This is a genomic window from Lysinibacillus sp. 54212 (assembly GCF_036662795.1).
In the GTDB taxonomy this organism is placed as follows: Bacteria; Bacillota; Bacilli; order Bacillales_A; family Planococcaceae; genus Lysinibacillus_B.
On the sequence record NZ_JBAFWZ010000014.1, the window covers coordinates 1 to 25,234 of the forward strand.

The 25,234-nt window shown below is 38.5% G+C and carries 18 protein-coding genes and 1 other annotated feature; of the genes, 5 read left to right on the plus strand and 13 right to left on the minus strand.

Going from position 1 to position 25,234, the window contains the following annotated elements:
- Window positions 1–312 precede the first annotated feature (312 nt).
- Together V4T18_RS11195 and tyrS are read right to left on the minus strand one after the other, a co-directional pair.
- Window positions 313–942, minus strand: a complete 630-nt coding sequence (locus V4T18_RS11195; protein ID WP_332649400.1) for a Yip1 family protein — start codon at window positions 940–942, stop codon at window positions 313–315.
- A 350-nt stretch (window positions 943–1,292) separates the two neighbouring features.
- Window positions 1,293–2,564 carry a tyrosine--tRNA ligase gene (gene tyrS / locus V4T18_RS11200; protein ID WP_332649402.1) on the minus strand — a complete coding sequence of 424 codons (1,272 nt, stop codon included), beginning with the start codon at window positions 2,562–2,564 and terminating at the stop codon, window positions 1,293–1,295.
- A 95-nt stretch (window positions 2,565–2,659) separates the two neighbouring features.
- Window positions 2,660–2,863: a binding site (T-box leader), on the minus strand.
- A 101-nt stretch (window positions 2,864–2,964) separates the two neighbouring features.
- Between tyrS and V4T18_RS11205 the strand changes: the two genes are divergently transcribed.
- Window positions 2,965–5,925, plus strand: a complete 2,961-nt coding sequence (locus tag V4T18_RS11205) for a transglycosylase domain-containing protein (protein WP_332649403.1) — start codon at window positions 2,965–2,967, stop codon at window positions 5,923–5,925.
- A 118-nt stretch (window positions 5,926–6,043) separates the two neighbouring features.
- Here V4T18_RS11205 and V4T18_RS11210 read toward each other — a convergent pair whose 3' ends face one another.
- The 5 genes from V4T18_RS11210 to acsA form a co-directional block, all read right to left on the minus strand.
- Entirely contained in the window at window positions 6,044–7,177 is a 1,134-nt protein-coding gene (locus V4T18_RS11210; protein ID WP_332649404.1) for an acetylornithine transaminase, read from the minus strand.
- Window positions 7,178–7,954: an acetylglutamate kinase gene (gene argB / locus V4T18_RS11215; RefSeq protein WP_332649405.1), complete on the minus strand. Its 777-nt coding sequence runs from the start codon at window positions 7,952–7,954 to the stop codon at window positions 7,178–7,180.
- Window positions 7,917–9,137, minus strand: coding sequence for a bifunctional ornithine acetyltransferase/N-acetylglutamate synthase (gene argJ / locus V4T18_RS11220; protein ID WP_332649406.1), 1,221 nt, complete (start codon window positions 9,135–9,137; stop codon window positions 7,917–7,919). The genes argB and argJ overlap by 38 nt, the downstream gene beginning before the upstream one ends.
- Before the next feature lie 12 nt (window positions 9,138–9,149).
- Entirely contained in the window at window positions 9,150–10,184 is a 1,035-nt protein-coding gene (gene argC / locus V4T18_RS11225; RefSeq protein WP_332649408.1) for an N-acetyl-gamma-glutamyl-phosphate reductase, read from the minus strand.
- 367 nt (window positions 10,185–10,551) lie between these two features.
- Window positions 10,552–12,279, minus strand: coding sequence for an acetate--CoA ligase (gene acsA, locus V4T18_RS11230; RefSeq protein ID WP_442916930.1), 1,728 nt, complete (start codon window positions 12,277–12,279; stop codon window positions 10,552–10,554).
- A 166-nt stretch (window positions 12,280–12,445) separates the two neighbouring features.
- Between acsA and V4T18_RS11235 the strand changes: the two genes are divergently transcribed.
- From V4T18_RS11235 to V4T18_RS11245, 3 genes are read left to right on the plus strand one after another with little or no spacing between them, the layout of a single operon-like run.
- Window positions 12,446–13,078 (plus strand): GNAT family N-acetyltransferase, encoded by a 633-nt coding sequence (locus tag V4T18_RS11235; RefSeq protein WP_332649410.1) that lies wholly within the window; start codon window positions 12,446–12,448, stop codon window positions 13,076–13,078.
- Between the two features lie 24 nt (window positions 13,079–13,102).
- On the plus strand, window positions 13,103–13,750 hold the full coding sequence (locus tag V4T18_RS11240; RefSeq protein ID WP_332649412.1) for an acetoin utilization AcuB family protein: 648 nt from the start codon (window positions 13,103–13,105) through the stop codon (window positions 13,748–13,750).
- Complete coding sequence (locus tag V4T18_RS11245; RefSeq protein WP_332649414.1) at window positions 13,747–14,904, plus strand: acetoin utilization protein AcuC; 1,158 nt, start codon at window positions 13,747–13,749, stop codon at window positions 14,902–14,904. Before V4T18_RS11240 ends, V4T18_RS11245 begins: the two co-directional genes overlap by 4 nt.
- A gap of 68 nt (window positions 14,905–14,972) precedes the next feature.
- Here V4T18_RS11245 and ccpA read toward each other — a convergent pair whose 3' ends face one another.
- Window positions 14,973–15,971, minus strand: coding sequence for a catabolite control protein A (gene ccpA / locus V4T18_RS11250; RefSeq protein ID WP_332649415.1), 999 nt, complete (start codon window positions 15,969–15,971; stop codon window positions 14,973–14,975).
- 170 nt (window positions 15,972–16,141) lie between these two features.
- Window positions 16,142–17,227, minus strand: coding sequence for a bifunctional 3-deoxy-7-phosphoheptulonate synthase/chorismate mutase (locus V4T18_RS11255; protein WP_332649417.1), 1,086 nt, complete (start codon window positions 17,225–17,227; stop codon window positions 16,142–16,144).
- A 172-nt stretch (window positions 17,228–17,399) separates the two neighbouring features.
- Between V4T18_RS11255 and pilM the strand changes: the two genes are divergently transcribed.
- A complete protein-coding gene (gene pilM, locus V4T18_RS11260; protein WP_332649419.1) occupies window positions 17,400–19,556 on the plus strand; it encodes a pilus assembly protein PilM in 2,157 nt (718 codons plus the stop codon).
- Between the two features lie 66 nt (window positions 19,557–19,622).
- Here pilM and V4T18_RS11265 read toward each other — a convergent pair whose 3' ends face one another.
- The 4 genes from V4T18_RS11265 to V4T18_RS11280 form a co-directional block, all read right to left on the minus strand.
- Window positions 19,623–20,135: a YtxH domain-containing protein gene (locus V4T18_RS11265; RefSeq protein WP_332649421.1), complete on the minus strand. Its 513-nt coding sequence runs from the start codon at window positions 20,133–20,135 to the stop codon at window positions 19,623–19,625.
- A 24-nt stretch (window positions 20,136–20,159) separates the two neighbouring features.
- Window positions 20,160–20,636, minus strand: coding sequence for a DUF948 domain-containing protein (locus tag V4T18_RS11270; protein ID WP_332649423.1), 477 nt, complete (start codon window positions 20,634–20,636; stop codon window positions 20,160–20,162).
- A 245-nt stretch (window positions 20,637–20,881) separates the two neighbouring features.
- Window positions 20,882–22,186 carry a UDP-N-acetylmuramate--L-alanine ligase gene (murC, locus tag V4T18_RS11275; protein ID WP_332649425.1) on the minus strand — a complete coding sequence of 435 codons (1,305 nt, stop codon included), beginning with the start codon at window positions 22,184–22,186 and terminating at the stop codon, window positions 20,882–20,884.
- A gap of 131 nt (window positions 22,187–22,317) precedes the next feature.
- Window positions 22,318–25,182 (minus strand): DNA translocase FtsK, encoded by a 2,865-nt coding sequence (locus V4T18_RS11280; protein ID WP_332649428.1) that lies wholly within the window; start codon window positions 25,180–25,182, stop codon window positions 22,318–22,320.
- Between the last annotated feature and the right edge of the window lie 52 nt (window positions 25,183–25,234).

The window sequence follows — 25,234 nt, forward strand, 5'->3', positions numbered from 1 at the left end:
ACTAGCCAAAAAATTGAAAATACTAGCCATCTTTTCCGAAATACTAGCCACTTTTCGAAATTTACTCGCCAACGTGAAAATTCCACACTTCAACTATCGCCAATAGAAGTATAATACTCGCCTCTTTTGCTATTTACTCGCCATATTCACCGCATATTACTTTAATTTAAAAGCCCCAAACCTGTTAAAGGACTCTCTATCATAAGCTACAATCTTATTTTGATTATTGCACTACAGCCAGCAAGCACTACAAACGCTCATATAAGCTCTATTACATAGCCTTAGCAAGTATTTCCATATATTTAAAGCTTATTAAAATAGAAGAATAACAATGACAAAAAATACTAGAGCTGCAACTATACTCCCTAATATTATAGTGAAAAATGCCTTCCACTTAGAAAAATGGTGCACCTCAGAAATCGTAATAATTGTTAGGAAAAATGACCATAGTGTTGCAATTAAAACGACAAAAGAAAGAACGAATAGTAAAATACCGTCTCCTAATTGCAACTCATATCCTTCCACATGAAAAAAAGTATCTGGGGAAAGCTGCATCCAAAATAGGATGACCGGTAATATCCATATGTAAGGTATCACTGTTAAACACATTGCTCTAAAAATATCTTTAAAATTCCCTTTTCCACTAAAAATCGCACCAATTGTAGAGAGTATTCCAGCTAATAATAAGTTTGTTAACACAAATATAAATACACTCGTTACAAACGAAGAATAAACAACTTCGCCTAATGAATATTGATAAGGATACTTTGTGCCATTCATTGTAATTAACGAACTACTAAAGCCTCCAATAATACCGACATACAATGAATATTGAAAGGATTTGTGATCTAATACATAACGAACAGTGTCCCGAGGTCTATAAGCTATCGATAGTATTGGCTGTCGGTCATCAATAGAGGATTTTGTTTGTTGATTCTCCAAAGGTTTGCCTCCTTTCATAAAAAATAATAGAATACTAATCTTTTTACTCAAAATTTGCATAGAAAAGCATGTTACTTAAAAAAAGTGCAAGTGCTCCGTTCAGCCCCGAATCGAAAATATCTGTCCCACTTTCGACCGCCGGGATGAAGCAACCTTGATGAGCTGGACGCTGGGGCTAGACACTGAACAAACTCCAAAAAATTATGCTTTCTTACTCATTAAAACAAGGCAAGCCCTAGCACAACTTCTTCAAAAAGCGAAGTGGCAGGGCTTGCCAATTATAGCATCTAAACATCTTTATTAACGAAGCAAAAACAGTAGAAGCTATAAATGTCTTCAACTACAAGTAATTATTGAAATTTCACCATATGATATTTCTTTTTACCGCGACGAATAATTGTGAAAGCATCTTCTAAACGGTCTTTAGCTTCGACGTTATATTCTAAGTCTTGTACCTTTTCTCCATTAATTGAAATTGCACCATTTGTTACATCTTCCCGCGCTTGGCGTTTAGACGGGGAAATTCCTGCCTCAACAATTAGTTCCACAATATTTTTATCTTCTTTTGTTACTTCCACTGATGGAACTCCAGAAAATGCTACTTTCATTTCTTCTACGGATAGCGCTTTTAAATCACCCGAGAATAACGCTGCCGTAATTCGTTCAGCTGCCGCTAAGCCTTCTTCACCATGAACTAATTTTGTCATTTCCTCCGCTAACGTTTTTTGTGCTTTACGTAAATGCGGCTCTTCCTTCACACTAACTTCTAAAGCTTCAATCACTTCGCGCGATAAGAACGTGAAAATTTTCAAGTATTTCACAACATCTGCATCTGCTGCATTGATCCAGAATTGGTAGAATTCATAAGGACTTGTTTTTTCAGCGTCTAACCATACAGCACCACCCGCTGTTTTACCAAATTTCGTCCCATCCGCTTTTGTTACTAATGGAATTGTAATGCCGAATGCCTTTGCATTCTCATCATGCGTTTTACGAATTACTTCTAGACCAGTCGTAATATTCCCCCACTGATCTGATCCACCAACCTGGATACGTACATTGTAGTTGTCATATAGGTAGTTGAAATCAATGCCCTGAATAAGCGTGTAACTGAATTCCGTAAATGAGATACCAGAATCCAAACGAGAGGCAATTGTATCTTTTCCTAGCATGTAATTCACATTAATTAATTTTCCAAAGTCACGTAAAAATTCTATCGTACTCATTTTGCCGATCCAGTCGTAGTTATTCACTAACTGGGCTGTATTTTCAGCATCACTATTAAAATCAAAAATGCGCTCTAGCTGCTTTTTAATTCCTTGAACATTTTTATCGATTTGCTCAACTGTTTGTAATTGACGTTCCTCTGATCGACCAGATGGATCTCCAACCATGCCTGTTGCACCACCGACTAATAAGATCGGTGAATGTCCAGCTTGTTGGAAACGACGAAGTGTTAGTAACGGGACAATATGACCGATATGCATCGAATCAGCTGTCGGGTCAACTCCTACGTATAGAGATACGTTCTCTTCGTTTAAAAGTTTTTCCATTCCTTCTGCATCAGTTTGTTGATATAGTAGACCTCGCCACTCTAAATCTTGTAATAATTCATTTGCCATAATTTTTTCCTCCTAATTCATTGAAAAATTGTCATTGCGGGTATGAAATATAAATGGAAAAATCCAAATAAAAAAGTCCCTACACGCAATTTGCATGCAGGGACGTTATGTTTAATATAACGCGGTACCACCCGGCTTGAAGAATGGAATTCATTCTTCCTCTCTAAACGTCTTAACGCGACGGAGACGTTTTAGCTCAAAGAACGTAATTCATGCACTCGCTATGGTTAGCTTTCACCTACCGCTAACTCTCTATACAGGGAACGTTTGCACTACTGCAATCTTTTCATCACTAAAAAACTATACAGACTATTCTACCCATTATAGAATCATTGTCAATAGTTTACCCGAGCTTTATGAAAATATGTTATAATAAACAAGATTTTAGGAGGTCGATTAAGTGAAGGAATGGATCGAACAATTAAAACAACGAGTTGAGCAATTAAATGAACGAATCGAAACTTTCGCTAATTCCGAATGGGGACGTAGAACGCGTATTAGCAGTAGCGTTGCCTGGAATTTAGTGTTATTATTTATGATTTTTTTATTATCTACAACTATTTTCGTAGCATCTGTAGGTGCAGGATATTTTGCTTCTCTCGTTAAAGAGGAACCTCTTCGTTCGAAAGAGGAAATGCGTGAGCTAATCTTCAATTATGAAGAAACAAGTGAAATTTATTTTGCAAATGAAGTATATATTGGAAAGCTTCGTACTGACTTAGAACGACGCGAAACTTCATTAGCATCTGTTTCACCAACACTAGTAAATGCTGTGCTAGCAACAGAGGATGAATACTTCCGAGAGCATAACGGAATTGTCCCAAAAGCTGTAGTTCGTGGTTTATTACAGGATGTAACAAACTCCGCCAACCAAACCGGGGGCTCAACACTAACACAGCAATTAATCAAAAACCAAATTTTAACGAATGAGGTTTCTTATGAGCGTAAAGCAAAGGAAATTCTACTTGCTATTCGCTTAGAACATTTTATGTCTAAGGAAGAAGTTTTAGAGGCATATTTAAATATTATTCCTTATGGACGAAATGCTTCTGGTCGTAATATTGCAGGAATCGAAACTGCAGCTAACGGTATTTTTGGTGTTAAGGCATCCGAATTATCTTTACCTCAAGCTGCTTACATTGCCGGGATTCCTCAGGCTCCTTATGCATATACACCATTTAAACAAACTGGGGAATTGAAAGATGCAAAGGGACTTAAGCCAGGTATCGACCGTATGAACACTGTCCTTCATCGTATGAAGGAAGTTGGTTATATTAGTGAGGCTGAATACAAAGCCGCAAAAGAATATGACATTACAAAGGATTTCCGCAAGCCTGAAACTCGTGCAGACCAAGAATACCCTTGGTTAACACGTGAATTAGAAGCAAACGCATCCATGATTATCGCTGAAATACTCGCAGAAAAAGACGGGATAGATCCAAAACGTCTGCAAGAAGAAGAAAATTTATATCAAAAATACATGATATTAGCTGACCGAGATGTTCGTTCATCTGGCTATCGTATCTATTCTACAATCGATAAGGAAATGTATGATGCGATGCAGAAAGCTGCTGATAACTTTAAGTATTACGGTCATACCTATACGAAAGTAGAAAAGAACGAGGAAGGCGAAGAAGTAGAAGTACAAATGCCTGTGCAGGTAGGTAGTATTTTAATAGAAAATTCGACAGGGAAAATTTTAAGCTTTGTCGGCGGTCGTGATTTTGCAATTGAAGAATTGAACCATGCAACACAAGCATATCGCTCTAATGGTTCGACAATGAAGCCATTACTAGCTTATGGACCAGCAATTGAATACGGCAAAATCGGTGCTGGTAGTCCAGTAGTAGACGTCAAGTTTTCACATCCATATGGCGGTTATGGCAAAAGCCCTTCAAACTTTATTGCAAGTCAAGAACGAGGAATTATTCCTGCTCGTGATGCTTTGGCTCATTCACAAAACTTACCTGCTCTTCGTTTATACGACTCAATTTTAGATAAACGTCCAGCAACTTACTTAGAGAAAATGGGCTTTAGTCGTCTTACTGATGGCGACTATGAAAACCTTTCTACAGCCATTGGCGGACTAACAAACGGGACAACTGTTGAAGAAAATACGAATGCATATGCTACATTTGCAAATGGTGGTAAGTTTATAGATGCCTATATGATTGATAAAATTGTCGATTTAGATGGCAATGTCATCTATGAGCACAAAGCTGAGCCAGTTGATGTATTCTCACCTGAAACAGCCTATATGGTAACAGATATGCTTCGTGATGTTTTAGATTATGGTACAGGTGCTCGTGCAAATAGTATGCTTAAATTCTCTTCAGATTTCGCGGCAAAGACAGGTACCTCTCAGAATTTTAAAGATGTTTGGGTTGTCGGCTACAATCCGAATATTTCATTAGGAGTTTGGTTAGGGTATGACCAACCGCGCTCACTAGATACATTCTCAAATACGTACCAACAGCCAAGTAATCGGGTAAATATGCTTTGGGCAACATTAATGAATTCAATGTATGATGTTAATAAAGAATTAATTGGGACAAAAGAAACATTTAAAAAACCGGCAAATGTTGTAACAGCTTCTTTTTGTGGTATTTCAGGACTTGCCCCATCAGCTACTTGTTCAGCTGCAGGATTAGTTCGGTCAGATTTATTTAATAGAAACGTATTTTTACCTAATAAAGCTGATGATAGTTTAACATCAGCGGAAGCTGTAGAAATTGACGGACGTTTCTACAGTGCATTACCTTCAACACCATCGGAATTCGTGACTATGGGTGGCGTTGGTTTAAATCCAGAATTTATCAAACGAATTTTCGGAAGAATTGGTGGTGACCCATCAAAGCTATTGCCGAAAGATTCATCTCTTGGTACTTCTGCTATTAGTACAGCTACTTTTGAAGCCGATAGTGCCCCACCAAGTGCTGTTACTTCAACATTAAACGGTAGCACTATGACGTGGACAAAATCAGGCTCAAATGATGTTATTGGTTACCGTGTTTATAATGTAACAGACGGTGGAAGAGCTATTGTATCAACATTTAAAAGCTCACAGAATCGAAGTGTTACGGTTCCTACTGGAAGTTCCTATGTAGTTGTAGCGGTTGATATTACAGGCTTAGAATCCGCGCAATCTAATATCATTTCCATCGCTGCTCCAGATCCAGAACCTACCCCAGATGATGGTGGCGAAAATCAACCACCTGGAGAAAACGGCGGTGGCTCAAATGGTGATGGAAACGGTAATGGTGATGGCAATGGTGATGGTGATGGTAATGAACCAGGAGATCCAGACGAAAACCCTGATAACTCTGGAAATGATCAAAACCAATCTAATAGATATCGCTAATTAAAAAGATGTGTAGCGCATGGAAACCCATGTACTACACATCTTTTTTACTCCTATAAATACAGTTATTCATTTTAAATGAATAGACTTTCAGATCTCACACTAAAAGTTCTCATCCTTATCCTACTAATACATTTTTAAAAATCTCTACAGCCTCATCAATTTCCTCATAGCTAACTGTTAATGGTGGTAAAAGGCGAATCACCTTTGGTCCAGCAGCAACTGCTAATAAACCAGCCTCATCTAGTTTCGTAATAAACGGTGCAACCTCTACGCCACCACAGCCTACACCTAACATTAAGCCTTTTCCTTGAATTGTATAGTTCTCTGGAAGCGACTCTTGTAGCTTCTTCACTAAATAAGCTGATTTTTCATTTACAGCCTGTAAAAATGCTTCATCGAAAATATGATCAATTACTGTTTGCGCTACCGCAACACCTAGTGGATTACCACCAAATGTAGTACCATGCGTACCCGCATTAAATGTATTAAACAATTCCGCAGTACCTAAAATACCACCTATTGGGAAGCCACCACCAAGACCTTTTGCTATTGAAACAATATTCGGTTTTAACACAGTTTGTTCGTACGCGAATCGAGTACCAGTACGGCCAATACCGGTCTGTACCTCATCAACAATTAATAATATATTATTTGTCTCACAAATTTCTTTTATAGCTGTAGCAAACTCTTCAGAAACGGCATTTACTCCACCCTCGCCTTGAATCATCTCAAGCATAATAGCAGCAATAGAATCATCCGCTTTAGCCTTTAAAGCCTCAACATCATTGAATGGTAATGTAATAAATTCACTTACTAAAGGACCGAAGCCATTGCGAACCTTGTCTTGCCCTGTTGCAGACATCGCACCAAAAGTACGACCGTGGAATGACTGCTCAAATACGATAATACGATGTTTACCAGTATGCTTGCGAGCTAGTTTAATTGCAGCCTCATTCGCTTCTGCACCACTATTACAGAAAAATGCATAGGACAAATGCGTATCTTTTACAAGCGATGCTGCTAGTTGCTCCTGCCCTGGACTTTCAAATAAATTGCTTATATGCCATAGTTTTTCACTTTGGTCTTGAATAGCTTTTACAATTGCTGGATGTGCATGTCCTAGGCTACAAACAGCAATACCGCTCGTAAAATCTAAATAGCGTTTACCATTCGTGTCAAAAACAACAGTTCCTTCACCTTTATCAATAGCAATCGGTCTTCGTGCATAGTTTTGAAATAGTGCACCCATTTACTTCACCAGCTCCTCACTTAAAATCGTCGTACCTGTTAATGTATCGTTTACAATTTGTACAGTTGGAATGCCTGCATGTAAGCATGCTAAAGCCCCCTGCACTTTTGGTATCATTCCACCATAAATATGACCTTCTTCAATCCACTTCTGAATATCACTTTCGGTTACTTTCATTCTATATTCATCTTCAATACGAATACCTGCGACGTCTGTTACAAGAAGTAAGCTCTCTGCACCAACAGCCAAGGCTACTTCGCTCGCTACCGTATCACCATTAATATTTAGTGCCTGACCTTCCTCATTAGCACCAATACAAGCTATAACCGGGACAACACTAGCATCAGTTAAAGATTGGATTAATGTTGAATTGACACATTGAATCTGCCCAACATAGCCATAAGTATCCTTATCTAAAAATCGACTTTGCAAAAGTGAGCCGTCAAAACCGTTCAAACCAACTGCCGTTATTCCTGCTGAGTTTAACTCATAGACTAATGCAGGATTTACTTTCCCAATAAGCGTAGATTGAACGATATCTATCATTTCTTCACTTGTTACACGAAGGCCATTTACTGTATGTGATTCGATTTGCGCTTTCTCTAGCTCACGATTAATAGCAGGACCTCCACCATGTGTAATAATTAACTGATAGCCCTCATCTTGTAGAGCTTTGAAATTGCGAAAGAAGGCTTCATTTAAGCCTTCTAACGTACTACCGCCAAGTTTAATAACCATTTTACGTGCGGTAAGATGCGTTGATTTTAACGTAGTCATAAGTTAAATCACACCCCCATGCAAAGCCATGTCCCTCGCCTACTCCAAGTGACACGTTAATTTTCACATCATCCTGCTTTAAAATTTCGATTAACTCTTCCTCTGAAAATAGAATCGGCTCGCCATTTTCGACCATTGTAGCTCCACCTATTTTTATTGTAATTTTGTCAGGATCTACCGTTGCGCCACTGTATCCAACTGCCGCGATAATACGACCCCAGTTTGCATCACAACCAAATACAGCTGTCTTTACAAGTGGTGAACCAACAACTGTTTTCGCAATTTTACGTGCCTCTTCATGAGAAATAGCACCCTCTACCTCAACTTCAATTAATTTTGTTGCACCTTCACCATCACGGGCAATTGATTTTGCCAAATCTTCTGCCACAAGACGTAGGGCCGAATAGAATTGATCCCATTCTGGATGTTGGGGTGTTAATACTCCATTACCAGCTAATCCATTAGCCATTACAACTACCGTATCATTTGTTGATGTATCACCATCTACTGTAATGGCGTTAAATGTTACATTAGTAATCTCTGATAATGCTTTTTGTAGCACAGATGTTTCGATACTAGCATCCGTTGTTATAAAACCAAGCATTGTAGCCATGTTAGGCTCAATCATACCTGAACCTTTTGCTGTTCCAGAAATAATTATTTCTTTCCCATCGATGATTGTAGAATAAGCTGTGTTTTTCATTACTATGTCTGTAGTTAATATTGCTTCCGAAAAATCAATACCACCCGCACATTCTGAAGATGGACTTAGCATTGCCATTCCTTTTTTTACAGGCTCCATATTCATTATCTCACCAATTACACCTGTTGATGCTACACCAACTAAAAGTGGTTCTATCCCAAGCTTGTCAGCCGCTAGCGCTTGCATTTCATAGGCATCTGCTAACCCCTGTTTACCTGTACATGCGTTTGCATTTCCTGAGTTAACAACTATAGCTTGCATTTTTTTAGACTGATAGACAACTTCCTTTGTCACTTTAAGTGGAGCTGCCTGTACTGCATTTGTCGTAAAAACGCCGGCCACACTTGCTGGAACTTCACTTACTAAAATGGCTAAATCCTTTTTCTCTTTTTTAATTCCACAATGTACACCTGCAGCTGTAAAACCTTTAGGTGACACGATATTTCCACTAGGTAATTTCTTTATTTTTATAGTAGCCATTCCTTTTCCTCCCTATATGAATAGCGGTACGACTTGTAAGCCAGTCGTTTGTGGTAAGTTCATTTGAACATTCATATTTTGAATCGCCTGCCCTGCAGCACCCTTCACTAGGTTATCAATTACTCCGATAATTGTAGCCCGACCTGTACGTTCGTCTAATTTTGCATACACATCACAATAATTTGACCCTTTCACACGATTTGTTCCTATTGAAGAGCCATCCTCGATGACACGCACAAAAGGATGATTCGCATACGTTTCCTTTAAGCAATTGGTTAAATGAGCTTGTGTAACTCCTGCTGCTACGCTTGCATATGACGTTGCTAAAATTCCTCGTGTCATCGGTACTAAATGGGTATTAAAAGAAATTTTCGTTTCTACACCTGCAAACATCGATATAGCCTGTTCAATTTCGGGTATATGCTGGTGCTCATTAATTTTATAAATAGAGAAGTTTTCATTTGCCTCACTGAAGTGAGTCGCTTGTGAAGGCTTATTACCTGCCCCGGATACGCCGCTTTTTGCATCAATAACTAAAAAGCTTGGATCAATTAGTCCTTCCTTTATTAAGGGCAATAACGATAAGAGCACGGCTGTTGGGTAACATCCTGGATTCGCAACTAATTTTGCATCACGAACTTTTTCTTCGTTCCATTCCGTTAGCCCATATACACTTGCATCAACCGCCTCTTGTGGTGCAGGTTTCTTATTGTACCAGCGCTCATAGCTACCTAGATCCTTTAATCTGAAATCTCCTGATAAGTCTATCAGCTTCGGTCCTTTGTTTAATAACGGAGGAAATAACTCACTCGATACCCCAGACGGCGTGCTCGCAAAAACAACATCAAACCGACTTAATGCATCATAATCAATTTTTTGTAGAGGCTGATCATTCACATTTATTAAATGAGGAAACTTCGTTGAAAAAACCGTACCTTCCTCAGAAGATGTAAATAAATCAATCTTTTCTACTTCTTTATGATTATATAAAAAACGTATTAATTCTAATCCACCATAGCCAGTGGCACCAATAATTCCAACTTTCATTTCACTTCACCCCAAAATCAAGATAAAGATAGTATATGACTGTATAATTATTTAGTCAACTGTATTTTTATATAATCTTGTAATATTCAGAACAATCCGAACGTTCATTAACATTTATGTACGTGATATGAATCAATAATTGACAAAACAAAGAAAAGAGATATTCCGAAACACTTTTCGAAATACCCCCTCCACGTTGCCTTTGAATTATACAGGTAAATGTATAAAAATTAATTTCTAACAAATAGCTTTGTGTTACATATTTCACAAAAATCTACTACATTTAAATAACTTTTGTAGCTATGTAACATAGTTAAGTAAAGACATTTTAGAAATGTATATTGCGACAAATACCTAATAAGGTAACTTAATCTTCCATCGTTGATAAATCACCAGTAGGAAGGTTTAACTCCCACGCTTTTAGCACACGGCGCATGATTTTACCGCTTCGTGTTTTAGGAAGTTTATCTTTAAACTCAATTTCACGAGGTGCTGCATGTGCAGATAAGCCTTTCTTAACAAATTCCTTAATACTATTTTCTAGCTCCTCTGATGGCTCTACTCCTTCACGTAGTGCAACAAATGCTTTAATAATTTCACCACGAACTGGATCAGGCTTACCGATTACTCCTGCCTCAATTACATCTGGATGCTCTAGTAACTTACTTTCAACCTCGAATGGCCCTACACGTTCACCAGCCGTCATGATTACATCATCCACTCGTCCCTGGAACCAGAAATATCCATCATCATCCATATAAGCGGAATCTCCTGACACATACCATTCACCTTTTAAGAAATAAGATTCATAGCGCTCTGGATTGCCCCAAATTTGACGCATCATTGCAGGCCAGCCTTTACGAATCGCTAAATTCCCCATCGTAAATGGTGGCACTTCATTTCCTTCATCATCAACTATAGTTGCATATAAGCCAGGCACCGGTTTCCCCATCGAGCCCGGTTTAATATCCATGCTAGGGTAGTTACAAATCATATGTCCACCCGTTTCTGTCATCCACCATGTATCATGAATACGGTGGCCTAACTCTTCAATTCCCCAACGGATGACCTCTGGATTTAACGGTTCCCCAACCGATAAAACATGTCGTAGTGTTGAAAGATCGAAGTTTTCTAAAACGCCTGCACCTGCGCCTGCTAGCATACGGAATGCAGTTGGCGCACTATACCACACTGTTACACCATAATCTTGAATTGCACCATACCAAGCTTGAGGGCTGAAACGTCCACCTAAAATTAGTGTTGTTACACCGTTTAACCATGGACCAAACACACCATAGGCTGTACCTGTAACCCAGCCTGGATCAGCAGTACACCAATAAATATCATCTTCCTTTAAATCTAAAACCCACTGAGAAGTTTGATATTGTTGCACCATCGCATAGTGAACATGTAAGACACCTTTAGGCGCTCCTGTTGACCCAGATGTATAGTGCAATACCATGCCATCCTCTTTATCAACCCATTCAATTTCAAACTGATTTGATGCTTCTTCCATTCGTTTGTTGAAATCAACAATTTTATCAGTCTCTTCAATGTTATCCCCAACAAGGAAGATTGTTTTTAAATTTGGCAACTTATCAACTGGTACCCGTGGAAGTAAGGCTGGCGTTGTAACGATCGCTGCAGCATCGCTGTCTGCTAATCGATCATAAACCGCTCCTTCCATGAATGCTTCAAATAGCGGACCAACAATTACGCCCATTTTTAAAGAGCCTAATAATGCAAAGTACAGCTCTGGCGAACGAGGCATAAATACAAATAAGCGGTCCCCTTTTTGCATATTCGTCACACTCTTAATAACATTCGCTGCTTTATTAGTTTGCAGCTTCATGTCATTAAATGAATACGCTTCTTTTCGGACACCATCATTATAGTACAGCGCCACTTTGTTTTTACGGTGCGTTAGTGTATGGCGATCAATCGCCTCATACGCCATATTCACCTTGCCAGTTTCATACCAGCTAAATGCTTTTTCTGTTTCCTTCCAATCATGCTTTGCTGCTGTCTCCTCATAGTTTACTAAACTATGTTCCCCAGGTAACGCAGCTAATTTCTCTAACATTTTCATCCCCATGAAAATAACCCCTTTCTTTGAGAACATAAATATATTTTACTATATATAATTAATAATAAGCAAAATATTTTTAATCTTTTAATATTTTAGTTATTTTTTACAGTTTACAGCGTATTTTTGCATAAAATAAGTTATAATGGACTTATTACATTCAGGTGGTGGGAAAATGGAGCATATTAAAACGTTTTATAGTGTTGAAATGCAAACAAAACATGGTACTGTTTTGGTAGAAGGGCCCGTCCCCTCTGAGCAACTTGCACAATATACTTTACACGAAGACTTAACTGCTTTTAGACCTCCTAAGCAACAGCATCAGGCATTGATTGAAATCGCAAAGCTTGAAGAAGGACGAATTATTCTTATCAGAAATCAACAAATTGTCGTAGGCTATGTAACATATTTGTATCCTGATCCTCTTGAACGATGGGCAGAGGATCGTATTGACAATATGATTGAGCTTGGTGCAATCGAAGTTATTCCTTCCTATCGTGGAACTGGGTCCGGTAAAAAGATGCTAGAAATTTCGTTTATGGGTGATGAAATGGAAGATTACCTTGTTATCACAACAGAATACTACTGGCATTGGGATTTAAAAGGAACTGGTTTAAATGTTTGGGATTATCGAAAAATGATGGAGCGTATGATGAGCTCTTCTGGTTTTGAATATTATGCAACAGATGATCCTGAAATTACCTCTCATCCCGCCAACTGCTTAATGGCACGTGTAGGGAAGCGTGTTGGTTCAGAGACGATGGAACGCTTTGACAGACTTCGTTTTAGAAATCGCTTCATGTACTAATTATTTATAAAGGGGAATCTATATATGATTGTTGAAGAAATTATGAAAACCGATGTGTTTACATTAACGCCAACTGACAAAGTAGGCGATGCAGTGCGCTTAATGCGAGAGCAGAATATTCGACATCTCCCAATTATTAATAAAAACTCCGAAGTAGTGGGCATTGTAACGGACCACGATATAAAAAATGCCTTACCTTCATGTTTACGGGAAGAGCCGAACTCTGTCATGTATGATACACCGATTGATCAAATAATGATTAAAAATCCAATTATCGGTCATCCTTTAGACTTTGTAGAGGAAGTAGCCCTTACTTTTTATGATAATAAAATCAGTTGTCTTCCAATTGTTTCTGGCGGTCAGCTCGTTGGTATTGTTACGACTACCGATGTTCTATATACATATATCGAGCTGACTGGGGCAAATCAACCAGCCTCTAAAATCGATATCCGTGTATCAAACAAGCCTGGTATGTTACATGAAATTACGAAAGTTTTTAGTAAGCATAAAGTAAATGTTTTGAGTGTCCTTGTATTTCCTGATTCTGAAAATGTCGATAGTCGTATTTTAAGCATTCGTATACAAAGAATTAATCCTTTAACAATTATTGAAGATTTACGTAAAGAAGGATTTGACGTTTTGTGGCCAAATTTGCCAGGGGTTAAGCTATGAGAAATTCCGTTTTCATCTATTCCCCGGATCAACTCGGCTATAAATTTTCAGATTCACATCCGTTTAACCATAAACGGCTCACTCTAACAATGGACTTATTGAAAAATATAGGCGCACTATCAGATGATGATATCGTTCCTGCACGTATTGCAACCGATGAAGAAATTGCGTTAGCTCATGATACACAATATATCGAAATTGTAAAAAAAGCTGGGCATGGCGAACTCCTCCCACAGCAAGGAGAAAGTTATGGAATCGGAACTGAGGATACACCGATATTTAAAAACATGCACGAGGCAAGTGCTCTTCTTGTCGGTGGAACTCTACAAGCGGTAGATTACGTTTTGCAGGGGAAATCGAAGCATGCTCTTAATTTAGGTGGGGGGCTACACCACGGCTTCCGTGGACGCGCTTCAGGATTTTGCATATACAATGACAGTAGCGTAGCAATCCGCTACATGCAGGAAAAGTATGGCATGCGCGTTTTATATGTTGATACAGATGCCCATCATGGAGATGGTGTGCAATGGGCATTTTATGATGATCCAAATGTTTGTACGTTATCTATTCACGAAACTGGTCGTTACTTATTTCCCGGCACAGGTAATATTACTGAGCGCGGGACTGGTGAGGGGTATGGCACTTCATTCAATTTCCCTATTGATGCGTTTACTGAAGATGAAAGTTTCTTAGATATATATGAACAATCCATGCGTGAAGTTTTTGAATTTTTCAAGCCAGATGTCGTATTAACTCAAAACGGGGCCGATTCGCATTATTTTGATCCTCTGACACATTTATATGGGACTATGAATATTTACCGTGAAATTCCTAAGCTTGCTCATAAGCTCGCTCATGAGTACTGTGATGGTCGCTGGATTGCAGTTGGTGGAGGAGGTTATGATATTTGGCGGGTTGTACCACGCGCATGGTCTCTCTTGTGGTTGGAGATGAATGATTTAGAAATGCCTACTGGAGCGCTACCACAGGCTTGGCTAGATCGTTGGCAGCCTGAATCACCTGTTCCGTTTATTCCGACATGGGAAGATCCTAGCCCTCTATATGAAGCCATTCCTCGGAAGGCAGAAATAGAGGAAAAGAATGCCCAAATGCTCGCAAAGGCGTTACATATGATTCGAAATGAGAAGCGATAAAAGAGATTGCCCTTCCAATCATTCTTACACAAAAAAAGCAGGATAGAATTTTTCTACCTGCTTCTTTTTTATTGCTTTACTGATTCGCGCATTTCAATACGGTGTGGAAGTATTACTTTTTGACTTTCAACTTGCTCTTTGTTCATGAGTTTTGTAAGTAAACGCATGGCAACCGCACCAATATCGTAAAGTGGCAGTACAATACTTGACAGTTGTGGTCGAACCATACGTGCAAGCTTCGAATTTTCAAAGCTAATTACTTCTATATCAGTCGGCACTGTTTTTCCTGCATCCTGTGCACCGTGAATAACACCAATGGCAAGCTCGTCACTCCCCGCAAAAAATGCAGTCGGTGCATTTTCCAGTTTACTTACCATGTCAAAGGCTTCAATACCGCTATCGTATAGTCCATCATCAGAAATAATCAATGCTTCGTCCACTTCTAACCCTGCATCTAATATAGCTTTTTTATAGGCTTCCAGCTTATATTTTGTAATTGTATAGCTAAGCGGACCTGAAATAAATGCAATTCGCCTATGTCCATTGTCTATTAATACCTTTACAGCCTCGTATGCTGCTTGAAAATAGTCAATATTTACAGATGGTACTTCTTTAAATTCATCAACAGAGCCTGCTAAAACGATTGGTACTGGAGAATGATCCATAGCAGCCTGAATCTTTTCTGTCACTTTATCAGTCATCATTACAATACCGTCAACTTGTTTTCCAAACATCGTATCTAAAAGTGTCAGTTCCTTATCCTCGTTTTGATCGGAGTTTGCTAAAATAATATTATAGCGATACATTGTCGCAATATCTTCAATTCCGCGCGCTAACTCTGCATATAAATTATTAGAAATATCCGGTATAATCACACCTACTGTTGTCGTTTTTTTACTTGCTAATCCCCTTGCAACAGCATTCGGTCGGTATTCTAAACGCTCAATGACTTCTAAAACTTTTTTTCTAGTCGCTGGCTTAACGTTTTGATTGCCATTTACAACGCGTGACACAGTTGCCATCGAGACATTTGCTTCGCGTGCTACATCATAAATAGTAACAGTCAATGTATTCGCCTCCTTTTTTCATTTCCTTATTCCCATAATACGACACTTTTCTTAGCAGTTTCAACATAAAAGCGCATATTTTCTGTTTAAATTAAGTGTTTTACTTGGAATTAATAATACAAAATAAAAAACTCATCCTCTTTTATGGAAGATGAGTTTTCATAATAGCCTTACGCCTTTAATTCATACTGCTTCATGAATTTTAAAATCTCGTCGTAGAAAGCATTGAATGTCGGAATATCCATTTGTTGCTGTTGATCAGAAAGTGCGATAGACGGATCTGGGTGCACCTCTGCCATGACACCATCAGCACCGATAGCAATAGCTGCTTTTGCACATGGTAATAATAAATCACGTCGACCTGTAGAATGTGTTACGTCGACCATAACAGGTAAATGTGTTTCCTGTTTTAAAATTGGAACAGCCGAAATGTCTAACGTATTACGCGTTGCTTTTTCGTAAGTACGAATACCACGCTCACAAAGGATAATGTTTTCATTTCCTTTTGACATAATATACTCTGCCGCATGTATAAATTCATCAATCGTTGCTGCTAAACCACGTTTTAATAGGACTGGTTTATTTGTAGCTCCAGCAGCTTTTAATAGCTCGAAGTTCTGCATGTTTCGAGCTCCAATTTGAATAACATCGATGTAATCAAGCGCATGATCTAAGTCTGCTGGCGTTACAATCTCAGTAATAACACCTAAACCATATTCATTTGAAACTTGCTTTAAGATTTTTAAGCCTTCTAAGCCAAGTCCTTGGAAATCGTATGGAGATGTACGGGGCTTGTATGCACCACCGCGAATTAATTTTAAACCTTTTTCTTGTATCGTAGCTGCTACTTGCGCAACTTGCTCATATGATTCAACAGCACATGGACCAAAAACAAATGAAGGAGCCCCTGCACCAATTAGTTCACCATTAATATTAATGACAGTATCTTCTGACTTTTCTTTTCGTGAAACAAGTAATTCCTTTTTCTTTTCCGCCTCTAGCTGTTTTAGAGCCGTTTTGAAAATTTGCTTAAAAATATAATCAACGGTCATTTGATTTAAAGGACCTTTGTTATTCGCCTTGATTAAATCTAACATATGGCGCTCACGTAGAGGATCATAACGATTCACACCCTGCTTCTCTTTAATCTTACCGATTTCATTTACAACTTCTGCACGCTCATTAATTAAGCGTAAAATTTCTAAGTTTAAGTGATCGATTTGACTACGTAAACTTTCTAGTTCGTGATGACTCATTATTGTTTCTCCTCTCCCCTGTACCGTGCTCTTTCAGAACTTTGAAATGTATGATACATTTTAGATAATATCATCATTATAATCAACATTCGAGGAAATGTCACGCATTTTTAATTTAGCGCTTCAACTCGCTAAAGCAATAGTGGTACTTTCAAGAAAGGAAGCGATTACATTGTCAGAAAAACTTTTTGCGTTAGATATCGGCACACGCTCTGTTGTTGGCATCATTTTAGAGGAAAAAGATGACCATTTTCATGTTGCGGATATTTTAGTAAAAGAACATAAGGAACGTGCAATGGTTGATGGACAAATACATAATGTTTTATATGTGGCCGAACTGATTAACGAAATCAAGGCACAGCTTGAGAATAAGCATGGTCCTCTTACTAAAGTAAGTGTAGCTGCAGCAGGGCGTGCACTTAAAACTGAACAAGCAAGTATAACAGTGAATATTAAAAATCGTCCCATTTTTACAGAGGAGGATATTAGTCGACTTGAATTACAAGCTGTACAACAGGCACAGCAGCAGCTACTTCAACAAAAGGAAGATGCAAAATCAAGTCATTATTATTGTGTAGGCTATTCTGTGCTGTTTTATCGATTAGATGGCGAAGAAATAGGAAGTTTACTTGATCAGCAAGGTGACGAGGCAACGATCGAGGTAATTGCAACATTCCTACCACGTGTTGTCGTAGAATCATTATTAGCAGCTTTAAAACGTGCCGATCTAGAAATGGAGGCTTTAACTCTTGAGCCGATCGCAGCCATCAATGTACTTATCCCCTCTACGATGCGTCGCTTAAACGTTGCACTTGTTGATATTGGTGCAGGCACATCTGATATTGCTATAACAGATAAAGGCACAATCGTAGCATATGGTATGGTACCAACTGCTGGAGATGAAATTACAGAAGCTTTAAGTGACCATTATTTACTTGATTTTCCTGTCGCTGAAATGGCAAAGCGCCAAATGCAAACAGAAGAGAACATTGCGATTAAAGATATTTTAGGCTTTGATGAATTCTATCCTCGAGAGGAAGTTCTACAAGCCATCCTGCCAGCTATTGAAAATCTTGCGCAAGCAATAGGTAAAGAAGTACTTAATTTAAATAACAATCAACCACCTAAGGCAGTTATGTTAGTCGGCGGCGGTAGCTTAACACCAAATCTAACTGAAGAGCTAGGAAAAGTTCTATCGCTTCCTGCTAACCGAGTGGCTGTTCGTGGCATCGATGCAATCCAGAATTTAACGAAGGAAGCGTCGATCCCTGTTACACCTGAGCTTGTAACGCCTATCGGTATTGCGATAGCAGCAAAAAAATCACCGATTCAATATATGTCTGTTACTGTCAATAATGGTGTTGTTCGTTTATTTGAGTTAAAGGAGATGACCGTGGCAGATGCATTTCTAGCTGCCAACATTCGTGCTAAACAATTATATGGAAAGCCTGGACATGGACTTTCTTTAACTGTGAACGGGCATGACATCTTTATACCAGGTGGGCATGGACAACCAGCCCGCATTTTAGTTAACGGAGTGGAAGCATCAACAAAAACACCGATTAAAAACGGAGATGTAATCGAGCTAGTAGAAGGAAAAGATGGAGATACCGCAGTCGCAACTGTTCGAGATATAGTTGATGGCGCATCCGTAATGTCCGTCTCAATACAAGATACTATGTATATGGTTGAACCTATAGTTTACAGAAATAATGAACCTGTTTCTTTAGATACCCCATTAATGGACCGTGACATTCTTGTCATTGAAACGGTCGAAACAGTCGAAGAAGTTTTTAAGAGTACAAACAACAGTGAATACTTACAAAAGCTCGGGGCATTTTTTGTACACATTGATGGAAAGCCTACGATGCTCCCAGAATTTTCAGCAAGACTATTTATTAATGGAAAGCCTAGCAAATTACACTATCCGTTACAAGATGGAGATGAGATTACTTTTAAACAAACTACCTTACCGACTGCTCAGCATGTAGCCAATGCATTAAACACGATTTTAGAGGATAAAATCATTGTGACGTTCCAAAACGAAAGGGTAGAACTGGTGAAGATTGCTACCGAAGTAATTGTAAATGGTGCTGTTGTCCAACCCAATGCGTCAATTTTAAACGGTGTAACAATTCAATTCAAAACTAAAGATTCTGGCAAATGGATTTATCAGGATGTATTCCGTTTTTCAAATTGGCAGCTACCAGTCGCCTTTAAAGGACATTTTAATATTTTAAGAAATGGTGAGACATCAAGCTTTGATGCCGAAATTTTTGGTGGCGATATTTTGGAAATCCAATTAATTGAGAATACAGTTATGAATTAGTGCAAACAAGCAAGCTTTAGCCATAATAAAAACCCGTAGTGCAAGTTTCACTACGGGTTTTTCATTCTATATTGTGGACGGGCGAGTAGCTTCACTAGTATCATCTAGAGACGAATCTGCAGATTTAACACCTGCTGCTACAAGCTCTTCTATTACGGCAATCGCTTCTTCTAATGGCTCTTCACCTTCTGATGACACCGTACCATCATCAAATAGTGTTGGTGCCTTTGATGTTTTCGACTTCACCTTGTCCACTAATTGAGTGGATTGCTCTTTAATTTGATGAGATAGCTGTACTGTTTTTTCCTTTGCCGTAGAAGAAAGCTCGACACTCTTATCCTTAATATTTACTGCCTGAACAGCCACCTCGCCACGAAGCTCCTTACCAGCCTTTGGGGCTAATAAAAGTCCTGCTGCTGCACCTATGATGCCACCTACAAAGGCACCAATAACAAAATCTTTCATTTTTACAGTCTCCTCTCCGTATATCGAATCATTGCTAGCCGCTACAATTACTTGTGGTAAGTTAGATAACACCGGCTCTTGGATTGCTTCGTACTGTTGTTTTTCAACTGTCATACTTACACCCTCTTTTACAAAGATTTATTTACAACCTTCTTTTGAAGTATTATTCACTGTATCAACTACAGCAACATCCTGATCATTAATTGTTTTTCGCTGACGCCATTTGTCTGCAATGCCCATTGCAACATTGCTCCATTGCACAACTTGTGCAATTTTTTCTTCATTTTTACCTACCTCTTTTGATATCGACGTAGTAATTCGTTGAACAGATTCATTCAGTCCATTTACTGAATCACCTATTCCTTTGACAGCATCTACTACTGTATTTAGTTTTTCGGATTTTTGCGAAATATCCTCTGCCAAACTATTTGTTTTAGAAAGCAATGTCGTCGTTTCACGTGTTACACCTTCCATTTGTCCTTCAATACCTGCCAAAGTTTTTGATAAGTTATTTAATGTACCTTTTAATGAGAATAGCGTGGCACCTAAACTAATACATAAAACTAAAAATCCAATTGCTGCTACTAATGCAGCGATATACAGTACGACTTCCATATGATGACCTCCTAGACTTTATATCTGTTTATTTTCGACAAAAAATTAATAAATCCTGCATAGAAAACGAGAAAAACACAACTTCCCCTAAATATTCCACTTTGAAATTGTTGAAAAAAACAGCCCATCCTAAAAAGGAGTAAGCTGTTCAAGCTGCCTGTTAACGTTGTTCAATACTGCTAGCTTTCCGTCTACAATACAGCTTGATTCGTTATGCATTAAACATACATGTCAATTTAAAGTTATTACGATTTTTGAAGCTCCTGCTCGAACGCATCTTGGAATTTATGTACATCCCCTGCGCCCATAAATAAAAAGACTGCATTTGCATGATTTTTTAATGCTGCAATATTTTCGGTTTCCAGCACTTGACTGTCATCGATTAACGCTGCTAAATCGTTGATTGATAATGCCCCAACGTGTTCACGTGCAGAACCAAATATATCACATAAATATACAACATCTGCCTTATTTAAACTATCTGCAAACTCCTGTAAAAATGCTTGAGTACGCGTAAATGTGTGCGGTTGAAAAATTGCAACAAGCTCCCGAGTAGGATATTTTTGACGTGCTGCTTGTAAAGTTGCTGCAATTTCTGTCGGATGATGAGCATAATCATCTACTAAAACATTATCCCCAATTTTTGTTTCGGTAAAACGTCTTTTTACGCCACCGTACGTATATAATCGTTCTTGAATGAGTTCAGCAGGGACTCCTTCATAATGGCATAAAGAGATGACTGCTAATGAATTCAACACAGTGTGATCACCGAAAAGCGGAATAAAGAACTTATGATAGAATTCACTACGTACATAAACATCAAATTCTGTACCTTCTGTTGTTTTTACAACATTATGTGCAGCAAAATCATTTTCAGCACCAAAGCCATAATAAACAACGGGCACGTTTGCTCTAATACGCTGTAATTGCTCATCGTCACCACAAGCGATAATTGCTTTTTTCACCTGTAGGGCAAGCTCTTGAAAGGCACTGTACACATCTTCAAGATTTTTAAAATAATCTGGATGATCAAAATCAATATTTGTCATCACTGCATAATCAGGATTGTAAGCTAAAAAGTGTCGGCGATATTCACATGCCTCCATCACAAAATAAGATGCATCCTCTTCTCCTGAACCAGTCCCATCACCGATTAAATATGAAGTCGGCTTATAACCACCAACAACATGGCTCATTAAACCTGTCGTCGATGTTTTCCCATGTGCACCTGTTATGGCAATGGAAATATAGCGCCCAATATATTCACCTAAAAACTTGTGATAGCGAATTACTTCTACACCAAGCTCTCTTGCACGTACTAGCTCGGGGTGCTCATCAGGAAAGGCATTCCCTGCAATCACTGTCATACCTGGTTTTATATTATCTTCATTAAAATTTAAAATAGTTATATTACGCTCTCTTAAAGGCTGCTCTGTAAAAAAATACGTTTCGACATCTGAACCTTGTACTTGCTCCCCAGAATCAAAAAGAATTTGAGCTAATGAACTCATACCAGAGCCTTTAATACCTGTAAAATGAAAAAGTGTCATTTAAAAACCTCCTAGGATACAAAAGATCCCGCCAAATAATGGATATTTTACTAACTAAAAAGACTGTTCCATTATAGCACTAATTAAATAGAACTATAAATGAACGACTATTCTAATTATTGAAATATTTTTTACGATTCAAACATCGAAATAATATCAGAATCAGTAATAAATACTTCTCGCGGCTTACTACCACGTTGTTCTGAAACAAAGCCATGCTTTTCTAGCATATCAACAAGACGCGCAGCACGGTTATAGCCTATATGGTAGCGACGCTGAATAGACGATGTAGAAGCTGTACCTTGTTCATATACAAAGCGACAAACCTCCTCGAACAATTCATCCTGCTCTTCAATTACCTCTGCTCTCTTTAATAGGTCCTCATGCTGGAACATATATTCAGGCTCTCCTTGCTGACGCACATGTTCAATAATTTCTTCAATTTCATCATCTGTAACAAATGTGCCTTGAATACGTGTTGCTGCTGGCATACCATTTCCTAAATACAGCATATCACCGCGACCTAGTAATCTTTCTGCACCCTGTGTATCTAAAATTGTACGCGAATCAACAGCAGATGATACTGCAAATGCTATACGAGTAGGAATATTTGATTTAATTAGTCCTGTGATAACATCTACTGATGGACGTTGCGTTGCAAGAATTAAATGAATACCACATGCCCGCGCTTTTTGTGCAATACGACAAATTGCTTCCTCTACATCGGCTGGAGACATCATCATTAAGTCAGCAAGCTCATCAATGACAATTAAAAGATACGGTAACTTTTGCGAGAATTGTCCCTTACTTTCAGCCATCGCATTGTAGCGAGTAATATCACGTGCACCTGCATGCATAAACAGCTGATAACGTCGTTCCATCTCCTCTACAGCCCATTTCAAGGCTCCCGTTGCCGTCTTTACATCTGTTATTACAGGACTGACTAAATGCGGAATATGATTAAATGGTGCTAGTTCTACCATTTTCGGATCAATTAGCATCAGCTTTAATTCATGTGGCTCCGCTTTATATAAAAGACTAACTAGTATCGAATTAATACATACCGACTTACCGGATCCTGTCGCCCCGGCAATCAATCCGTGTGGCATTTTACGTAAATCAAGTGTTACCGGCTTTCCTGTTAAATCAAGACCTAAAGCAGCTTCAAGCGGAGAGTCCGATTCGTTAAATGCATCACTATTTGTGACTTCAGATAAACGAACTGCGCGAGATAAACGGTTAGGAATTTCAATGCCAATAGAACGCTTCCCAGGAATAGGGGCATCAATTCGAATATCTCTTGCTGCAAGGGCAAGCTTAATATCATCTGATAGATTGCGCACTTTACTTACCTTAGTCCCATGTGCCACTGTAATTTCAAATTGTGTAACAGCTGGTCCTTGAACGATTGATTCAATTTGCGCCTGCACCTGAAAATGGGAGAGTGCTTCAATTAATCGATCACCCTGCTCATCCATCCAAGCCCAGTCCTCCGTTTTCTCCTCAGGCGGGGCCAAATAAGCAAGTGGTGGCTTCACATACATACGGCTATATTTTGGTAAAGATTCTTCCGTTGTAGTCTCTTCTTTATCATCTACCGCTTGGTTAGATTGAGTTATTATGCTCTTTTGTAGGGTTACCATTTCTTTTTGTTCAGGCCTTGCTTCGTCTTGTTCGGGTAGGTCACTATTTTGCTGGGATTCGTGCTCTTCATTTTCTGTCAGCATCGTCTTTTGCTCGTGGTTAATCCTATCCTGAGTATTTTTTTCAACCTCTTGTATATTATGCTCACTTACCAATTCTTTTTGCTCATTTATGCCGTTATTTTGATCAAAGGAAATATTCCCGTGTTCATTTTGCTCGCTATGTCCCTCTTTTTCTATAGCTATTTTATCATTTTCAGCGTCGACGGCTGTAATTGTTGCCATTGTGTCTAGAGGTATATGTATTTCTAGGCTTTCTTTCTCCTCTTGTTCTATAGCCTCTAGTGTAGCATCCACTTTCTTTTCTTCGTTATGCTTCTGCAGTATTTCTTTTGCTTTTAGTTTTTCTTTATCAGATTTTAGCATAAGCACATTAAATGGTAGGCGACTTCCTTTTTCAGTAGCTTCCTCAACCTGGTCTACTTGTGATAATTCGTCCTCCTGTGTTGTTTCTACATGTAACTGTCCAATATGAATCGTAGAATTTTCAATAGTTAGATGCTTCACTTTCAAATCTGACAGTTGATCTGCTATATTTTCATCAGCTCCTATGGAATCTGTTTCATTCTCGAAAGTCGCTCTTTTAATGTCTGGAAGTTTACATTCCCCATCGGACAATTGCTCTATTTGTACGCTATTAACTTCAATTTTCGGTAGTTCACTTTCAACTTCTGAAGTAGTAGCTACAACCTCTTCTAGTCCATCTGCAGAAATAATTGGCGTAATATCTGTGTCTGGCTGCTGGGGTAATTTTTTTGGTAATAGCTCTTCTATTGGTGTTATTCTTCTAAATCCGTGTACAGGTGAAGGAACATCGGTCGGTACAAAGCGTTTCCGATTTCCTAACGGATTAATAATCTCATTTTTTACTATTGTTTCTTTATTCGTTACATCGTTTTTTAAATAGTTTACTATTTCCTTTGTCTCCGTATCCTTTCTTGTTTCCACACCTCTGCTACGAACAATAGTAGAAAATCCTTTTTGACGACGTTCAAGTAAATCACGTATTCCAGATACTTCTACATCGAACACTTGCGAGGATTGATCTTGTAAATGTTTCGGTAAAGCAAACGGCTGCTCTAGCTGTTCCGATTGCGAGTTTGTATTATTAATTTGCTGTGGTTGCGGTGTTATTTCTGTATCTGCTATTAAAGGGAAGCGAAACGAAGATTTTTTAGTCGTTACCTGTTTTTCCTCATCATACCCATCTTCTGTTTCCTCATACAATTCTTCATATTCATTAGCATCATCTTTTATAAATATTTTATTAATCTGCTTTTTAAGCCAATTCAATTCTCTCACTTCTTTCTACAAAGCTTAGCCCTTCTATTATAATGTAAAATCC